Raw genomic sequence first — 16031 nt, 5'->3', positions numbered from 1 at the left:
CCACCGAGTTCGGCGTTGCAGCGGTTGGCCACGGCGGTGAAAGTCGCCATCTCGTTGGCCGGGGTGTAGTAGTTGATGACGATCCCGTCGTCGTTCTCACCACACGCCGAGACCACCGAGGCCGCCGTCAACGCGGCCACTGCCGCAGCACATAGCCGCCGAGCGCGCACCGCCCTGCCTCCCGTCCGGATCCGAATCGCCGCCGGAGCAGCCCCGCGCGCACACCGTAGAGCCAAGCCCGCGCATGTGCAACAGTATGGGCCTGCCGCGGCCCAATCGTTACCTGGTCAGATCGTCAAGCGCGCCAGCAGATCCCGGCCCTGTTCGGCGCTCTGCGGGTCGCACAGGACGTCGTAGCGGCCGGCGACCAGCTGCATCGTCGAACTGAAATCTCTTGTGCCGCGAGCCATCGCGTACGGGATGGCCGAGGTGATCAGACCGAAGAAGACACCGGCGATCAGACCGGTGAGCAACGCGCTCCACGGGTTGGGGCTGAAGAAGCCGAGGATCAGGCCGATGAACAGACCCAGCCACGCCCCGGAGAGCACACCGCCGCCGAGCACCTTGGGCCAACTCAGCCGGCCGGTCACCCGCTCGACCTGCATCAGGTCCACGCCGACGATCGTCACCTGCTGGACGGGGAACTGTTGGTCGGACAGATAGTCGACGGCACGCTGCGCCTCGGCGTACGTCGGGTAGGAACCGATCGGCCAGCCTTTGGGCGGCGTGGGCAGCGCGCCCCGCGCGGCCGAGGCGGCCCCTGGGCTCTGACCGGGTTGAAATGGGCTCGTCATCGAACTTCACTCTCCTCCGTACCTGGCACCTCGGTGCCGCCGTCACGCCGACCGGGGCGTCGCCGTCGGTGCGCTAGGTTGATCAGCATGACAAACGCGGACGGCAACGCGGGCGAAACATCGCCATCCGACCCCGGCCCGCAGCCGTCGGAACCGTTGTCCGGCGGCTACGAAGCACCTTCCATCGAGCAGTCCCAGGATCTGCCGCGGACCGGTCAGACGCAACCGTCGTACGAGTTCACGCCTCCCGGCTACGGGGCCGACACGGCATATCCGCCCGCATTCGACTATCCGTCGAACATCCCACCCGGCTATCCGCCACCGGCCGCCTTCGGGCCGGGATACCCGGTTGACTCCGGCTACCCGCCACCGATGCCCGGATACCCTCCTCCGCCGCCGCCCTACGGCATGCCCGGTGGGTACCCGCCCGGCTACCCGACGCCCGGTTTCCCCGTCGGCTACGGAATGACGCCGGCCAACTCCACGAACAACTTGGCGATCGGATCACTGGTCGCCTCGATCCTGTCGTTGCCGCTGGTGTCGATGTGTGCCATCGGCCTGATCGCCGCCTTCGTCGGCATCGGGCTGGGCATCACGGCCCTCAACCAGGTCAAACAGAGCGGGCAGGCCGGACGCGGTCTGGCGATCTCCGGCATCGCCGTCGGCGCGCTCGGGGCGTTGATCAACGGTGGCTTGATACTTTTCTTCCTCGTCGGTCTGGCGGCATCCAGCACCTGACCGGGCGCCGCGGCCGGACTCAGTTCGGCGGCCGGAACGGTTCGGCCTGGCGGCTCATCCCCGCCGCGCGGCCCTTACCGGCAACCACCAGCGCCATCTTGCGGCTGGCCTCGTCGATCATCTCGTCGCCCAGCATCACCGCTCCCCTGGCCCCGCCGGCGTGCGACGTGTGCCATTCGTAGGCATCCAGAATCAACTCGGCATGGTCGTAGTCGGCCTGGCGGGGGCTGAAGATCTCGTTGCCCGCCTCGATCTGATCGGGATGCAGCACCCACTTGCCGTCGTAACCCAGCGCGGCCGAACGGCCGGCCACCCGGCGGAACCCGTCCACGTCGCGCACCTTCACGTAGGGCCCGTCGATCGCGTTGATGCCGCGGGCACGCGCGGCGATCAGAATCCGCATCAGCACGTGATGATGGGCGTCGCCGATGTCGTAGCCGTCGGGCTGACCGCCGACCTCCAGGGTGCGCATGTTCAGGCTGGCGGCCATGTCACCGGGCCCGAGCACCAGCGCCTGCACGCGCGGGCCCGCCGCGATCGCATCGATGTTGGTCAGCCCCTGGGCGTTCTCGATCTGCGCCTCGATCCCGATCCGGCCGGGCTCCAGGCCGTGGGTGGATTCCAGTTGGGTCAGAAGCAGATCCAGCGCCTGGACATGGGCCACCTCGGTGACCTTGGGCAGCACGATCAGATCGAGTCGGCCCCCGCCGGCGGCAACCCCGGTGACCACCTCGATCACGTCCGCGTACGTCCACGGCGTGGTCCAGTCGTTGACCCGCACCCCGCGCAGCTGTCCGGCCCAGCCGTCGGCGTTCAGCGCGGCGGCCACCTGAGTGCGGGCCGACGCCTTGGCCTCGGGGGCGACGGCGTCCTCCAAGTCGAGGAACACCTCGTCGGCGGGCAGACATTTGGCCTTCTCGATCATCTTCAGGCTGCTTCCCGGAACCGAGAGGCACGTTCTACGGGGTCGATACGTGTTCTCCACGACCACAGTCTCTACCCTTTGACTCATGGCGGCGGTGAACAGGGTCTACGCGGCCCGATTGGCGGGAATGGTGGTGCTGGGCCCCGACGGGGAGTCCATCGGCCGCGTCCGCGATGTGGTGATCAGCATCAGCATCGTCCGCCAGCAACCGCGCGTTCTCGGCCTCGTCGTCGAATTGCTCACCCGCCGAAGAATTTTCGTTCCGATCCTGCGCGTGACGGCGATCGAGCCGGGTTCGGTGACGCTGGCCACCGGAAGCGTCTCGCTGCGCCGGTTCGCCCAGCGCCCCGGCGAGGTGCTGGTGGTGGGCCAGGTGCTGGAAACCCGGGTCCGCGTTGACGATCCCGATTTGCCCCAGCTGGCCGGGATCGACGTCGTCGTGGTCGACATGGGCATCGAACAGACCCGGACCCGCGATTGGGTGGTGACCCGGGTGGCCGTGCGTCCGCAACGCCGTCTGGGGCGGCGCACCAACATCCACGTCGTCGACTGGCAGAACGTGCACGGGCTCACCCCGTCGGGCCTGGCGATGCCCGATCAGGGGGTGGCCTCACTCCTCGAGCAGTTCGAGGGGCAGCGCCCCATCGAGGTGGCCGAGGCCCTGCGCGAGCTTCCGGACAAGCGACGCTACGAGCTGTACCGGGCCTTCGACGACGAGCGGCTGGCCGACGTCTTGCAGGAGCTGCCAGAGGACGAGCAGGCCGCGGTGCTGCGCCAGCTGAACACCGAACGTGCCGCAGACGTGCTCGAGGCGATGGATCCCGACGACGCCGCCGACGTGCTGGGCTCGATGACACCGGCCGACGCCGAGACGCTGCTACGGCAGATGGATCCCGAAGACTCCGAGGACGTACGACGGCTGCTGGCCCACTCACCCGACACCGCGGGCGGTCTGATGACCAGCGAGCCGGTGGTCTTGGCGCCCGACACCACCGTCGCCGAGGCGCTGGCCCGCGCGCGCGATCCGGACCTCACCCCGGCGCTGGCCTCGATGGCCTTTGTCACCCGGCCACCCAGCGCCACCCCCACCGGCCAGTACCTGGGCTGCGTGCACCTGCAGCGGCTGCTGCGCGAACCGCCGGCGGCGCTGGTGAGCGGCATCATCGACACCGACCTGCCGAGCCTGAGCCCCATCGACTCCCTGGCCGCGGTGACCCGCTACTTCGCCGCCTACAACCTGGTGTGCGGGCCGGTGGTCGACGAGGAGAACCACCTTCTCGGAGCGGTCTCCGTGGACGACGTGCTCGACCACATGCTGCCCGACGACTGGCGTGAGCGTGACGAGCCCGAGCTGCCGGTGGCAGGCGCATGAGCGAAACGTCAGCGCGCCAGCGGCTGGACACCCCCCGTGGCTCGCGCGGCTTCGGGCTGCACGTCGACGTCGAGGCGGTCGGACAGTTCGGCGAGTCCATCGCCCGGTTCCTCGGGACCGGCCGCTACCTGGCGATCCAGACGATCATCGTGGTGGTCTGGATCGCGCTGAACATCGGCGTCTTCGCCTTTCAGTGGGACCCCTACCCGTTCATCCTGCTCAATCTGGCGTTCTCGACCCAGGCCGCCTACGCCGCCCCGCTGATCCTGCTGGCCCAGAACCGGCAGGAGAACCGGGACCGGGTCTCGCTCGAGGAGGACCGGCGCCGGGCCGAGCAGACCAAGGCCGACACCGAGTATCTGGCCCGCGAGCTGGCCTCGCTGCGGCTGGCCGTGGGTGAGGTCGCCACGCGCGACTATCTGCGTCGTGAGCTGGAGGAACTGCGCGACCTGATCGCCGAACTGCACGCGCCGGCCGATGCCGAACGCAGCGCGTCGAGCAAAGCCGACGGGGCCGAGCGCCGACCCAAACGCGGTGGTTGATCTCGCTGTCGACCATTGTCGTAACAATCGAAAGCCCGACTATGTATGGTGACTTGGTTCACAACATCATCAGGCCGGAAATTGACCTTAAGGACGGGTAAGTGCGCATAGGGGGAGGAGCGGCTCTCGCGACCGCTCGGCGCCGTATGAGCCAGCTCGTGCGTTCGCCCGCACTCGGCGTCGCCGTCCTGGCCCCCATCGTGTTGGTCGCCGGTGCCGGCTCGGCCGCGCCGCACGGCGAAGTGTCCACCGCGGGGGTCACTCCGCTGGCCGCTGTCGAACCTCAGATCGACCGGTCGGGCCCGGCGGTCGTCGCCGCAGCCAAACCGCCGACGAACTTCCGGATCAAGCCGATGACCACGATCTCGGCTCCCCCGCCCGCGTTCGTCGTCAATACCCCTGGCGCCCTTGGCATTCCGGGTACCTCGCTGAAGGCGTACCGCAACGCCGAGAAGATGATGGCCGCGGCCTACCCGGGATGCGGAATCAGCTGGAACCTGCTGGCCGGTATCGGGCGGATCGAATCGGCCCATGCCAACGGCGGCGCGACCGATGCCCGCGGCACCGCGGTCCGTCCCATCTACGGCCCCGCCCTCGACGGCACCCTGCCGGGCAACGAGATCATCGTCCAGAGCGCGCAGGCCGGCCGCGTCACCTACGCCCGCGCCATGGGGCCGATGCAGTTCCTGCCCGGGACCTGGGCCCGCTACGCCTCCGACGGCGACGGCGACGGCCGGGCCGACGTGCAGAACGTGTTCGATTCGGCGCTGGCCGCGGCCCGCTACCTGTGCAGCGGCGGGCTCAACCTGCGCGAGCAGTCCCAGGTCATGACGGCGATCCTGCGCTACAACAACTCGGTGGCCTACGCCCGCAACGTGCTGGGTTGGGCCGCGGCATACGCCACCGGTGTGGTCCCGGTCGACCTACCACCGATCACCGGATCCATTCCGCCGATCGGCGACTCACACCTGGACAACCCGGAGGGCCTGGGACCGGGCCTGCCCGCCGATGCCACCGGCCTGCCCGCCGGGGATCCGCTGGCCCTGATCCCGCTGCTCAACCGCAACGAGACCGGGACACAGAACGTGCCCGGATTCGCGCCGGGTCAGGTGCTCGGCCCGCTGCCCGGCCCGGCCCAGGCGATTCCGTCGCCCACTCCGGAGGCCCCGCCGCGCTGGATCCCGCCGTGGGAGCAGCCGCCGCGCCAGCCGACGTGCGTGGTGTTCTGCCTCGGCGAGCAGACTCCCCCGCCCGGCCCACCGCTGGCGCCGCCGCCCGCAGCAGGACTTGCTCCGCCGCCGGCACCGGCTCCCGCGCCACTTGCTCCGGCACCGGCACCCGGGCTCGCCCCGGCTCCCGCGCCCGGACTTGCACCGCCGCCGGCACCCGTCGGCCCGCCCGTCGAGGCCGCCGCGCCTGACGCTCCGGCCATCGGACCGGTGACCGGTCCGGCACCGGGACCGGCGCCGGGTCCGGCCTGACGTCAGCCTGAATCCGACGCACGTCGCCGCCGCCGTAGACTCGGCGGTGATGTCCGAATCTGCCACTGAACTGCAATCCGCGGTTCGCGCTGCGCTGGCCAAGGTGATCGACCCCGAATTGCGGCGGCCGATCACCGAACTCGGCATGGTCAAGAACATCTCGATCGAGGCCGATCACGGCGTCCACGTCGAGATCTACCTGACCACCGCGGCCTGCCCGAAGAAAAACGAGATCGCCGAACTGGTGAAGGCGGCCGTCACCGACGTGCCCGGCACCGGCGCCGTCAAGGTCAGCCTCGACGTGATGAACGACGAGCAGCGCGCCGAGCTGCGCAAACTGCTCCGTGGCGATTCCCGTGAGCCGGTGATCCCGTTCGCCCAGCCGAACTCCCTGACCCGGGTGTATGCGGTGGCCTCCGGTAAGGGCGGGGTCGGAAAGTCCAGCGTGACAGTCAACCTGGCTGCCGCGATGGCTGACCGCGGGTTGACCGTCGGCCTGCTCGACGCCGACATCTACGGGCATTCGGTGCCGCGGATGATGGGCACCACCGATCGGCCCACCCAGGTGGACTCGATGATCATCCCGCCGGTCTCGCACGACGTGAAGGTCATCTCGATCGCCATGTTCACCCAGGGCAACACGCCCGTGGTGTGGCGTGGGCCGATGCTGCACCGGGCCCTTCAGCAGTTCCTGGCCGACGTGTACTGGGGCGATCTGGACGTGCTGCTGCTCGATCTGCCGCCCGGCACCGGTGACGTGGCGATCTCGGTGGCCCAACTGATTCCGGGCGCGGAGATCCTCGTGGTGACCACGCCGCAGCTGGCCGCGGCCGAGGTGGCCGAGCGGGCCGGGGCCATCGCCCTGCAGACCCGTCAGCGCATCGCGGGTGTGGTGGAGAACATGTCGGGCCTGACGATGCCCGACGGCACGGTCATGCAGCTGTTCGGTGAGGGTGGCGGCCGCCAGGTGGCCGACTCACTGACCCGCTCGGTCGGCGCCGACGTGCCGCTGCTGGGCCAGGTTCCGCTGGACCCGGGGCTGGTGGCAGCCGGCGATTCCGGCGTGCCGCTGGTGTTGTCGGCCCCGGATTCGGCGGCCGGCGCCGAACTGCGCAAGATTGCCGAGGGGTTGTCGGCGCGCAAACGTGGCCTGGCCGGGATGTCGCTGGGCCTGGACACCACGCGCCGCTGAATCACCGCCCCGCGGCTACGTGGCGTCGGGATCGAATACGGTGCCGGCCGGTTTGGCGCCCGTCTCACCGGCCGGCTTCTCGGTGGCGGCATCGCCGGGAACCGACGGCTGTTGCGGCGTCTTGCGCTCCTCGAAGGCCCCCGTCAGGAACGAATCATCGCCGTCGAGAAGATGTTTCGTGATCGCTGCCCGCGGCGTCATGCCGCGCAGCTTCTGCAGTTCGGCCAGGGGTTCACGCAGATCGTCGAACTCCGGGCCGAGGTCCTGGCGCAGCTGACTGGTGGCGCCGGTGACGTAATCGCGCGCCTGGCGCACCGCGTTGGAGGTCCAGCGGATCGCCCCGGGCAGGCGTTCGGGCCCCAGGATCACCAGACCGGCGATCACCAGGACCAGCATCTCCCCCCACCCGATGTTGGCGAACACGGCTACTGCTCTTTTTGATCGTCGCCGATCGGCGTGACCATGAAGGTCATCGGGCGGCCGTCACGCAACACCTCGACCGGGGCTTCCTGCCCGATCTTGAGCAGGCGTACCGCGACCACCATCTCGTCGGCGTCGGCCACCTTGCGGTCACCCACCTTGACGACCACGTCGTTCTCCATGATGCCGGCCTTGTCGGCCGGCCCGCCGGCGTTGACATTGCGGACCTGGGCGCCCGAGGCCACGCTGTTACTCACCGTGACAGCGCTCAGCAGCAGCGTCGGATGGGCCACCTTGCCGTCCTTGATCAACGTCTCGACCACCTGCTTGACCTCGTTGACCGGGATCGCGAAGCCCAGGCCACTGGCGCTGTCCGACAAGGACTTTCCGGCCGTGTTGATCCCGATCACCTCGGCCGACATGTTGATCAGCGGGCCACCGGAGTTGCCGTGGTTGATCGAGGCGTCAGTCTGCACACCGTCGATCACGGTGTCGGTGTCGGAGCCTTCACCTGACAACGGCACCGGACGGTGCAGCGCGCTGATGATGCCGTGGGTGACCGTGCTGCGCAGGCCCAGCGGGGCGCCGGCGGCGATGACTTCCTCACCGACCTGCAGCTTCTCGGAGTCGCCCAGCCGGGCCACCACGAGGTTGTCGACGTTGTCGACCTTGAGCACCGCCAGATCAGTCTTGGGGTCGCGGCCGACCAGGTTGGCCGGCACCTCGGAACCGTCGTTGAACACCACGGTGATCTTGTAGTCGGCGGGCTTGCCCGCGGCATCGGAGATCACGTGGTTGTTGGTGACGATGTAGCCCTTGCCGTCGACGACGACGCCGGAGCCCTGTGAGCCCTCGGTCTTGCTCTTGGCTTCGATGGTGACCACCGAATCCTCGACCGCCGCGGCCACCGTGGCGAACCGGCCCGCATCGGGATCGGGCAGATCGCCGGTCTCCAGCGTCACCTTCGAGGTGGTGAACGCCTGCACCGTGCCCGCGGTCTTCTGGCCGACCCAGCCGCCGATGAAGGCGACGAACCCGGCCACGAGGAACAGAATCAGCAGTGACAGCCACGACACCCGGCCACCGAACAGCACTTCGCGTGCGCCGAGTTTGCCGACCGGGGCCGCCACGACCACCGGGGCAGCCGGCGCCTGGGCCGGGGTGCCCAGCGCCGGGATGGCACCCGGATCGCGCCACGGATCGTCGAAGTCGTCGTCATCGGCAGCCCGTTCGGCTTCCAGGGCACCGGCGTCGGTGGGGTGACGCTGCAGGGAGTCGCCGCTGTGGGCCGGACGGCCGAACGCCTCGGCCAGCACCGGGTCCGGCGGCTGGTCTTTGGGCGCATATTCGCCCTGGTCCTGGTACTTCTCCGCACCCTGGAACGAGCCGGCGACGCCGGTCGGGCGGCCGAAGGTGCGTTGTGACAATTGGTCGACGGGTGGCCGATCGACAGGGCGCGGCGCCAGGCGGCCGCTCTCGTCGGACTGGTCCTGATTGGTCACCGGTGTATCACTCTCTGTCAGAGCGCCTGCCCCAGCCGGTAGGCCGACGCCGGTCACTGATCGCTTCGGTAAGCCTACCGGCGCTTGCGCCGACTCTGCGTCGGGTCGTCAGCAAACTGAGCCTGTTCACCGACGTCAGCCGAGGGCTGTGGACTGTGGTGCGGGATCTGCGACAACAGGCCCAGCAGCGAGTTCGGAATGGCTATCGGACAGGAATCCCGCAACGCGGCCCGGGCTTGACTCTGGGCGTCGACGTCGGCCGCGCAGTCCGGACACAGGGACAGGTGATGGGCGGCCCGCAGGTGAGCGCTCATCCTCAGCTCACCGTCGACGAACGCCGCGATGGCCTCGGTCGAGAGGTGCTCGGTGGAACTGAACTGACGGGGTGCGCCGACGGGCGCGTCGCTCTGGGAGGCGAACTGCGCCGGCAACCAGGAGAATGCGCGACGGAACACATGTCCCGGGTCGACCATCACCCAGCTCCTCTCGCCGCGGTCAACTGTCCTGACCCGAATGTAGCGCGACCTGGCGCGCAGAACACGAACCACCACTCAGGCGGATTTGGCCGTTTCCGGCGAGTTCTTTGCCAGGTAGTCGCGCAAAGCCTGCCGACCGCGGTGAATACGGCTGCGCACGGTGCCGAGCTTCACACCCAGCGTGGCGCCGATCTCCTCGTAGGACAAGCCCTCGATGTCACACAGGACCACCGCGGCGCGGAACTCCGGCGCCAACGAGTCCAGGGCGGCCTGCAGATCGGCACCCAGGCGTGAGTCGTGGTAGATCTGCTCGGGGTTCGGGTCGTCGGCGGGCACCCGGTCGTAATCCTCGGGCAGCGCTTCCATCCGGATCCGGCCACGGCGTCGCACCATGTCCAGGAAGAGGTTCGTGGTGATGCGGTGCAACCAGCCCTCGAAAGTCCCCGGCTGATAGTTCTGCACCGAGCGGAACACCCGGATGAAGGTTTCCTGCGTCAGATCCTCGGCGTCGTGCTGGTTACCCGAGAGCCGGTAGGCCAGCCGGTAGACCCGGTCGGCATGTTGGCGCACCAGCTCATCCCAGGACGGCATGGTGGCGTGGTCGCCAGTGGCGTCGAACACCGCGGTTCCGGTCAATTCGTCGGACGGTTCCACCCATTCACCTGAGGTGAACTGCTCCAAGTGAGCCATGGACACCGGGGCGGCCTGGACGGCGGGGTTCGGGGCGACAGTGTTCGTGGTCGTCGGATCCTCCTGATCACAGTTTTCGTTGTCCTCAACACGACCGATGACGTCGTTATTCCGATCGCTGTCCTGGTTGTGCTGGGCGGTGCGCCAGCGGGCGCCGTGTTCCATGCGAGCTACCGTTCCCGATGCCGGTGTGGCGGGTATATGAGCAATCTGAACTTTCCCTGAGAATGCCGACGATACGTCCGGTTACCTGCGTGAACCAGCGAATTTTTCCACGGTGATCGCCACCACCCACGGGCGTGTCGCGACTGCGGCCTCAGGCTCTGGCCTACGCTGCGGGCATGGCCAGCTCCAACCCCAGCCGCGCCGAGGCGATCGTCACGCACGCCGAACGCTCGATCTCCGAGGACGAGATCGTCGCGGCCGCACGCGAGCGGGCCGACGACATCGGCGCCGGGGCCGTCACCCCCGCGGTCGGGGCACTGCTCAGCGTGCTCGCCCGGCTCACCGGAGGCAAGGCGGTCGTCGAGGTGGGGACCGGCGCCGGCGTCAGCGGCCTGTGGCTGCTGTCGGGAATGAGCGACGACGGTGTCCTCACCACGATCGATGTCGAGCCCGAGCATCAGCGCATCGCCAAGCAGGGTTTCACCGAGGCGGGTGTGGGCCCGGGACGCACCCGGCTGATCAGCGGCCGCGCCCAAGAGGTGCTGACCCGCCTGGCCGACGAGTCGTATGACCTGGTGTTCATCGACGCCGAACCGATCGACCAGCCGCAGTTCGTGGCCGAGGGGGTCCGGTTGCTGCGCCCTGGCGGTGCGATCGTGCTGCACCGGGCCGCGTTGGGTGGTCGGGCCGGTGACGCCTCGGCCAACGACGCCGAGGTCAGCGCGGTACGTGAAGCAGCCCGGTTGATCGCCGAGGACGAACGGCTCACCCCCGTGCTGATCCCCCTGGGCGATGGCCTACTGGCCGCTGCCCGCGACTGATTTCCTCGCCGAACAGACATAAACCCGCACTTTTCGGGCCCGAAATGTGCGGTTTTGTGTCTGCTCGCCGGACTTCGTGATCTTTACGCATTCCTGACGGGCTACCCCCTTGCCTCGAGCCTGAACGTGCGTTTAGCGTACTGAACATGCGTTCAGCTGATGATCGAACAGCGATGGCCAGGATTCGCGATGCCGCGATCGAGCAGTACGGCCAACACGGCTTCAGCGTGGGGTTGCGCACCATCGCCGAGTCGGCCGGCGTGAGCGCCGCGCTGGTGATCCACCACTTCGGCTCGAAGGAAGGCCTGCGCAAGGCGTGCGACGCCTACGTGGCCGAGGTGATCCGGGAAGCCAAGAGCGAATCGATGCAGAGCGCCGACCCCGCGACCTGGATGGCCCAGATGGCCGAGATCGAGTCGTACGCACCGCTGATGGCCTACCTGGTCCGCAGCATGCAGTCCGGCAGCGAGCTGGCGAAGACGTTCTGGCGCACCATGATCGACAACGCCGAGCAGTACCTGGAAGAAGGGGTGCGCACCGGCCTGCTCAAACCCAGCCGAGATCCCAAGGCGCGGGCCAGATACCTGGCGGTCTCCGGCGGTGGCTCGTTCCTGTTGTACCTGCAGATGCACGACGACCCAACCGACCTGCGCCGCGTTCTGCACGACTACGGCGAGGACATGGTGCTGCCCGCCCTTGAGGTCTACTCGCAGGGCCTGATGACCGACTCGACCATGTACGAGGCATTCCTGCATCAACGCGAAGAGGGCATCCCGTTCAGCCAGCCCGACACCGACACCAAGACCGACACCGAGGAGCCAGCGTGAATCCTTCCGTCGAAATCCGTGGCCTGGCAAAATCTTTCGGACGCACCAAGGCCCTTGATGGGCTGAACCTGACCGTCTCCCCCGGCGAGGTCACCGGCTTCCTCGGCCCCAACGGCGCGGGCAAGTCCACCACGATCCGGGTGCTGCTCGGTTTGTTGCGCGCCGATGGGGGCACGGTGCGACTCCTCGGTGGCGACCCGTGGCACGACGCGGTCGCGTTGCATCGCAGGATCGCCTACGTGCCCGGTGATGTCACGCTGTGGCCGAACCTGACCGGGATGCAGGCCATCGACTTCCTGTGCCGGTTGCGGGGCAACGGCGTCGACACCCGGCGTCGCGACGACCTGATCGAGCGGTTCGAGCTGGACCCGCACAAAAAGGCCCGCACCTACTCGAAGGGCAACCGGCAGAAGGTCGCCATCGTCGCGGCGTTCAGTTGCCAGGCCGAGCTCTACATTCTCGACGAGCCGACCTCGGGCCTGGATCCGTTGATGGAACAGGCCTTTCAGCGATGCGTGGCCGAGGTGTCCGATCGGGGCGCCGCGGTCCTGCTGTCCAGCCACATCCTGGCCGAAGTCGAAAAGCTGTGTGACAACGTGACGATCATCCGGTCAGGGCGCACGGTGCGCTCCGGCACGCTGGCCGAGTTGCGGCATCTGATGCGTACCAAGGTCACCGCGCGCACCCGCTCCGACGGCCGGGCGCTGCAGAACACGCCGTACGTTCACGACTTCGCAAGCCGTGACGGGTCGGTCACGTTCTCGGTGGACCGCGGCGATCTGGAGTTCGCCCTGGAACACCTGACCGAACTCGGTATCGACGATCTCACCGTCGCACCGGCCTCCCTGGAGGACATGTTCCTGCGCGAGTACCAGGGAGCGACGCGGTGAGCACGTTGACGGGCACGGTGACGCTGCTGCGGTTGGCGCTGCGTCGCGACCGGATGCGTCTCGGTGTCTGGCTCGCGGTGCTGACCCTGATGATGGTGTACGCGCCCACCGCGATTCGACTGGCCTATCCCGGCGAAGCAGAACGACTGTCCCGGGTCAACCTGCTCAAGACCCCGGCCGGGATGATGCTGGGCGGCCCGATGTTCGGCCGCAACGAGACCGACCTCGGCGTCATGATGGCCAACGAACTGACCCTCACGCTGACCGTCGCCACCTCGATCCTGGCCATTCTCACCGTGATTCGACACACCCGCGCCGAAGAGGAGAGCGGCACTGCCGAATTGGTGCTGTCCTCGGTGGTCGGCCGCTACGCCCGCACCGCCGCGGCCCTGATCCTGGTCGTCGGGCTCAACGCCGTGCTCACCCTCACCATGACGCTGGCGATGGCGTCCACGGGTTTCGCGGTGATCGACACGGCGGCCATGTGTCTGGGTATCACTGCGGTGGCAACTGTTTTCGGTGCCGTCGCCGCGGTCACCGCACAGCTGTGGCGTCAGGCCCGCACCGCAACGGGCACGGCGATGGCAGCCCTGGCGGTGGCCGCACTGGTCCGCGGGGCGGGCGACGTGATCGACCACGCGGGCAGTGCGCTGAGCTGGTTCTCCCCCATCGCCTGGGCCCAGCAGATGCGCCCGTTCGTCGGCGTGCGTTGGTGGCCGTTCGGGCTACTGGTGGTGTTGGCCCTCGGATTGATGGTGTCGGCGGCGATGCTGGAGCGTCGCCGGCAATACGACGCGGGCGTGATCGCGTCCGGCGGCGAGAATCCGGACGCGCCCGCCATCACCGGCCCGCTGCGATTGCACCTCACCTTGCAACGGGGCCAGACCATCGGGTGGGCCGTGGGATTGTTCGCCGCAGGTTTGGTGTTCGGCTCGATGACGAAATCACTGCTGGACGCCGCCAGGACGAACGAGGTGATCGGCCGGGTGTTGTCCGCGACGGGCAACGACGGCGTGTACACCACCATGACGCAGTTCCTCGCCGCGGCCGCCACCGCCTACGCCGTCTCGGCGGTGCTGCGGGTGTACGCCGACGAACAGAGCGGGTTGGCGGAAGCGGTGCTGGCCGGCGCGGTGTCCCGCCGACGCTGGCTGCTGGGTGCGGTGGCGTGCGCGTTGGCGGGTTCGACGGTGCTGCTGTTCGTCGCCGGTCTGGGCAACGGCCTGGGAGCCGGGCTGACGCTGGGCGAGCCCGGCACGGTGATCCGCCTGACGCTGGCGGCGCTGGCATATCTCCCCGCGCTGGCGGTGATGAGCGCGATCGCGGCGTTGGCCGTGGCCCTGCGCCTGCCGTGGATCGCCTGGCTCGCGGTGACGTTCGTGATCACCGCCTTGTACCTCGGGGCCCTGCTGCGGCTGCCTCGGTGGTTGCTCGACCTGTCGCCGGTGGGCCAGACCACGGTGCCGAGCCAGTTTCCCGGTCCGGCATTGGCCGTGATGGTCTTGGCCGCAACCTTGTTGGCGCTGATCGCAGGTGCCCTGTATCGCCGCCGCGACGTCTGCCCGTAACCCTGCCGGTGAGGAGGAACGATGAAGATTGCACTACAGACCCTGGCCTCCGCGGTCTTCGGACTTGTGGCACTCGGAGTAGCCCTGTTCTGGCCGGCAGGCACCTTCGACTATTGGCAGGCATGGGTTTTCATCACGGTGTTCATCATCTGCACCATCGGCCCGAGCTGCTATCTGGCGGTCAAGAACCCCGCGGCCCTACGGCGCCGCATGCGGGCCGGGCCGGCCGCGGAGACCCGCGTGGTGCAGAAGATCGCCATCTCGGCGACCTTCGTGGCGTCGTTCGCGGTGTTCGTCCTCAGCGCGCTCGACCATCGGTTCGGTTGGTCACACGTGCCGCCGGCACTCGTCATCGCGGGCAACGTCCTAGTGGGCGCGGGCCTGATCTTCGCCCAAGCCGTCGTCATCCAGAACAGCTTCGCCGGCGCCAGTATCCAGGTCGAGCACGACCAGCAATTGGTCTCCACCGGTTTGTACGGCGTGGTGCGCCACCCGATGTACCTGGGCGCGCTGGTGATGATGTTGGCCACGCCCGTGGCGTTGGGGTCCTACTGGGGCGTGCTGGTCGCCGTTGCCGCCTTACCGGTACTGGCCGTACGCATCCTCGACGAGGAGAGGCTGTTGCGCACCGATCTGGCAGGGTATGACGCCTACACCCACCGGGTGCGTTACCGCCTGCTCCCCTACGTCTGGTGAGCCCCAGCGGATAACGGCGAACCGCCGGGACGCGGGCCGAGTTCGCCGCATACTGCAGAGATGGAACTGTTGACCGGCTTTGGCCTGGCCACTGCGGCAGGTCTGAACGCCTACATCCCGTTGCTGGCGCTGGGCCTGCTGTCACGCTTCACCGCGCTGGTGTCGTTGCCGCCGGGGTGGGCCTGGCTGGAGAACGGCTGGGTCATCACGATCGTCGCCGTCTTGCTGATCGTGGAGGTGGTCGCCGACAAGATCCCGGCGCTCGACACCGTCAACGACACCATCCAGACCTTCGTGCGCCCGACCGCAGGCGGCATCGTGTTCGGGTCGGGCACGGCGGCTCAGACCGCTGCGGTCGCCGATCCGGGCGCCTTCGCGCAATCCGGCCAGTGGGTCCCGGTGGCGATCGGCGCGATCACCGCGCTCGTCGTCTCGCTGACCAAATCGACGGTGCGCCCGGCCGCCAACGTCGCCACGGCCGGGGTGGCGGCGCCGGTGTTGTCCACGGTCGAAGATGTCACCAGTGTGGGCCTGGTCTTCGTGGCGATCCTGCTACCGATCCTGGTGCTCGTCGCGCTGGTGGCGCTGGCCTGGGCGGCCTTCCGGCTGTGGCGTTGGCGGCAACGCCGACTGGAGGCCAAGGTCGGCGTTCGGGCGCGCACCAACGTCGCCCCGCAACGCGCCGCCGTCGACCCGTGGGAATGACGCCGGGCTGACCGTCAGATCCAGACGCCCTTACCGACCGCGACCACCCCGCCCGCGCTGATCGCAAACCGCTCGCGGTCCTTGTCGAGGTCCACGCCCACCATCTCACCCGGACCGACCACCACGTTCTTGTCCAGGATCGCGTGCCGCACGACCGCGCCCCGGCCGATCCGCACGCCCGGCATCAGCACACTGCCCTCGACGATCGCGCCGTCGTCGATCACGAC

17 protein-coding genes and 2 pseudogenes are annotated in these 16031 nt (G+C 68.5%); 11 read left to right on the top strand and 8 right to left on the bottom strand.

Features of this window, described 5'->3' with window-relative positions:
- Nucleotides 1–170, bottom strand: a pseudogene (locus A5733_RS27005) (ABC transporter substrate-binding protein); the annotation flags it as partial.
- A gap of 117 nt (nt 171–287) precedes the next feature.
- Nucleotides 288–794: a general stress protein gene (locus A5733_RS09055; protein ID WP_067767910.1), complete on the bottom strand. Its 507-nt coding sequence runs from the start codon at nt 792–794 to the stop codon at nt 288–290.
- Nucleotides 795–881: 87 nt separating this feature from the next.
- Here A5733_RS09055 and A5733_RS09050 point away from each other — a divergent pair, with 87 nt between their 5' ends.
- Nucleotides 882–1532, top strand: coding sequence for a DUF4190 domain-containing protein (locus A5733_RS09050; RefSeq protein ID WP_076239869.1), 651 nt, complete (start codon nt 882–884; stop codon nt 1530–1532).
- 19 nt (nt 1533–1551) lie between these two features.
- Here A5733_RS09050 and A5733_RS09045 read toward each other — a convergent pair whose 3' ends face one another.
- A complete protein-coding gene (locus tag A5733_RS09045) occupies nt 1552–2517 on the bottom strand; it encodes a CoA ester lyase (protein WP_142253877.1) in 966 nt (321 codons plus the stop codon).
- 25 nt (nt 2518–2542) lie between these two features.
- Between A5733_RS09045 and A5733_RS09040 the strand changes: the two genes are divergently transcribed.
- The 4 genes from A5733_RS09040 (at nt 2543) to A5733_RS09025 (ending at nt 7044) form a co-directional block, all read left to right on the top strand.
- Nucleotides 2543–3829 (top strand): magnesium transporter MgtE N-terminal domain-containing protein, encoded by a 1287-nt coding sequence (locus tag A5733_RS09040; RefSeq protein WP_067767916.1) that lies wholly within the window; start codon nt 2543–2545, stop codon nt 3827–3829.
- Entirely contained in the window at nt 3826–4371 is a 546-nt protein-coding gene (locus A5733_RS09035) for a DUF1003 domain-containing protein (protein WP_076239867.1), read from the top strand. Before A5733_RS09040 ends, A5733_RS09035 begins: the two co-directional genes overlap by 4 nt.
- 146 nt (nt 4372–4517) lie before the next feature.
- Nucleotides 4518–5852, top strand: a complete 1335-nt coding sequence (locus tag A5733_RS09030) for a lytic transglycosylase domain-containing protein (protein ID WP_067767920.1) — start codon at nt 4518–4520, stop codon at nt 5850–5852.
- A 49-nt stretch (nt 5853–5901) separates the two neighbouring features.
- Nucleotides 5902–7044 carry an Mrp/NBP35 family ATP-binding protein gene (locus A5733_RS09025; RefSeq protein ID WP_067767923.1) on the top strand — a complete coding sequence of 381 codons (1143 nt, stop codon included), beginning with the start codon at nt 5902–5904 and terminating at the stop codon, nt 7042–7044.
- A 15-nt stretch (nt 7045–7059) separates the two neighbouring features.
- Here the strand turns inward: A5733_RS09025 and tatB are convergent, their stop codons facing one another.
- The 4 genes from tatB to sigE form a co-directional block, all read right to left on the bottom strand.
- Complete coding sequence (tatB, locus tag A5733_RS09020) at nt 7060–7467, bottom strand: Sec-independent protein translocase protein TatB (protein WP_067767926.1); 408 nt, start codon at nt 7465–7467, stop codon at nt 7060–7062.
- 2 nt (nt 7468–7469) lie between these two features.
- Nucleotides 7470–8966 carry a S1C family serine protease gene (locus A5733_RS09015; RefSeq protein WP_076239866.1) on the bottom strand — a complete coding sequence of 499 codons (1497 nt, stop codon included), beginning with the start codon at nt 8964–8966 and terminating at the stop codon, nt 7470–7472.
- A 74-nt stretch (nt 8967–9040) separates the two neighbouring features.
- Nucleotides 9041–9439, bottom strand: a complete 399-nt coding sequence (gene rseA, locus A5733_RS09010) for an anti-sigma E factor RseA (RefSeq protein WP_067765886.1) — start codon at nt 9437–9439, stop codon at nt 9041–9043.
- A gap of 78 nt (nt 9440–9517) precedes the next feature.
- Nucleotides 9518–10297, bottom strand: a complete 780-nt coding sequence (sigE, locus tag A5733_RS09005) for an RNA polymerase sigma factor SigE (RefSeq protein WP_067765883.1) — start codon at nt 10295–10297, stop codon at nt 9518–9520.
- Between the two features lie 176 nt (nt 10298–10473).
- On the opposite strand from sigE, the gene A5733_RS09000 reads away from it, so the two are divergent.
- The 6 genes from A5733_RS09000 to A5733_RS08975 all read left to right on the top strand — a co-directional run bounded on the left by A5733_RS09000 (nt 10474) and on the right by A5733_RS08975 (nt 15804).
- Nucleotides 10474–11118 carry an O-methyltransferase gene (locus A5733_RS09000; protein WP_076239865.1) on the top strand — a complete coding sequence of 215 codons (645 nt, stop codon included), beginning with the start codon at nt 10474–10476 and terminating at the stop codon, nt 11116–11118.
- Nucleotides 11119–11264: 146 nt separating this feature from the next.
- Entirely contained in the window at nt 11265–11945 is a 681-nt protein-coding gene (locus A5733_RS08995; RefSeq protein ID WP_076239864.1) for a TetR/AcrR family transcriptional regulator, read from the top strand.
- Complete coding sequence (locus A5733_RS08990) at nt 11942–12835, top strand: ABC transporter ATP-binding protein (RefSeq protein ID WP_067765877.1); 894 nt, start codon at nt 11942–11944, stop codon at nt 12833–12835. Before A5733_RS08995 ends, A5733_RS08990 begins: the two co-directional genes overlap by 4 nt.
- 53 nt (nt 12836–12888) lie before the next feature.
- Complete coding sequence (locus tag A5733_RS08985; RefSeq protein ID WP_233152656.1) at nt 12889–14403, top strand: ABC transporter permease; 1515 nt, start codon at nt 12889–12891, stop codon at nt 14401–14403.
- Nucleotides 14404–14424: 21 nt separating this feature from the next.
- Nucleotides 14425–15099: an isoprenylcysteine carboxylmethyltransferase family protein gene (locus A5733_RS08980; RefSeq protein ID WP_067765871.1), complete on the top strand. Its 675-nt coding sequence runs from the start codon at nt 14425–14427 to the stop codon at nt 15097–15099.
- A 60-nt stretch (nt 15100–15159) separates the two neighbouring features.
- Nucleotides 15160–15804: a DUF4126 domain-containing protein gene (locus A5733_RS08975; RefSeq protein ID WP_067765868.1), complete on the top strand. Its 645-nt coding sequence runs from the start codon at nt 15160–15162 to the stop codon at nt 15802–15804.
- 14 nt (nt 15805–15818) lie between these two features.
- Here the strand turns inward: A5733_RS08975 and A5733_RS08970 are convergent.
- Nucleotides 15819–16031, bottom strand: a pseudogene (locus A5733_RS08970) (glucose-1-phosphate adenylyltransferase); the annotation flags it as partial.

The organism is Mycobacterium sp. NS-7484, from assembly GCF_001953975.1.
Classification (GTDB): domain Bacteria; phylum Actinomycetota; class Actinomycetes; order Mycobacteriales; family Mycobacteriaceae; genus Mycobacterium.
The sequence above is the reverse complement of the archived record's forward strand: the minus strand, read 5'-3'. Positions and strand labels throughout refer to the sequence as shown.

What these genes read in the sequence shown, in the direction of transcription:
- A5733_RS09055 (WP_067767910.1), bottom strand. Translation starts at nt 794, where the DNA reads ATGACGAGCCCATTTCAACCCGGTCAGAGCCCAGGGGCCGCCTCGGCC.
- A5733_RS09050 (WP_076239869.1), top strand. Translation starts at nt 882, where the DNA reads ATGACAAACGCGGACGGCAACGCGGGCGAAACATCGCCATCCGACCCC.
- A5733_RS09040 (WP_067767916.1), top strand. Translation starts at nt 2,543, where the DNA reads ATGGCGGCGGTGAACAGGGTCTACGCGGCCCGATTGGCGGGAATGGTG.
- A5733_RS09035 (WP_076239867.1), top strand. Translation starts at nt 3,826, where the DNA reads ATGAGCGAAACGTCAGCGCGCCAGCGGCTGGACACCCCCCGTGGCTCG.
- A5733_RS09030 (WP_067767920.1), top strand. Translation starts at nt 4,518, where the DNA reads ATGAGCCAGCTCGTGCGTTCGCCCGCACTCGGCGTCGCCGTCCTGGCC.
- A5733_RS09025 (WP_067767923.1), top strand. Translation starts at nt 5,902, where the DNA reads ATGTCCGAATCTGCCACTGAACTGCAATCCGCGGTTCGCGCTGCGCTG.
- rseA (WP_067765886.1), bottom strand. Translation starts at nt 9,439, where the DNA reads ATGGTCGACCCGGGACATGTGTTCCGTCGCGCATTCTCCTGGTTGCCG.
- sigE (WP_067765883.1), bottom strand. Translation starts at nt 10,297, where the DNA reads ATGGAACACGGCGCCCGCTGGCGCACCGCCCAGCACAACCAGGACAGC.
- A5733_RS09000 (WP_076239865.1), top strand. Translation starts at nt 10,474, where the DNA reads ATGGCCAGCTCCAACCCCAGCCGCGCCGAGGCGATCGTCACGCACGCC.
- A5733_RS08995 (WP_076239864.1), top strand. Translation starts at nt 11,265, where the DNA reads ATGCGTTCAGCTGATGATCGAACAGCGATGGCCAGGATTCGCGATGCC.
- A5733_RS08985 (WP_233152656.1), top strand. Translation starts at nt 12,889, where the DNA reads ATGCGTCTCGGTGTCTGGCTCGCGGTGCTGACCCTGATGATGGTGTAC.
- A5733_RS08980 (WP_067765871.1), top strand. Translation starts at nt 14,425, where the DNA reads ATGAAGATTGCACTACAGACCCTGGCCTCCGCGGTCTTCGGACTTGTG.
- A5733_RS08975 (WP_067765868.1), top strand. Translation starts at nt 15,160, where the DNA reads ATGGAACTGTTGACCGGCTTTGGCCTGGCCACTGCGGCAGGTCTGAAC.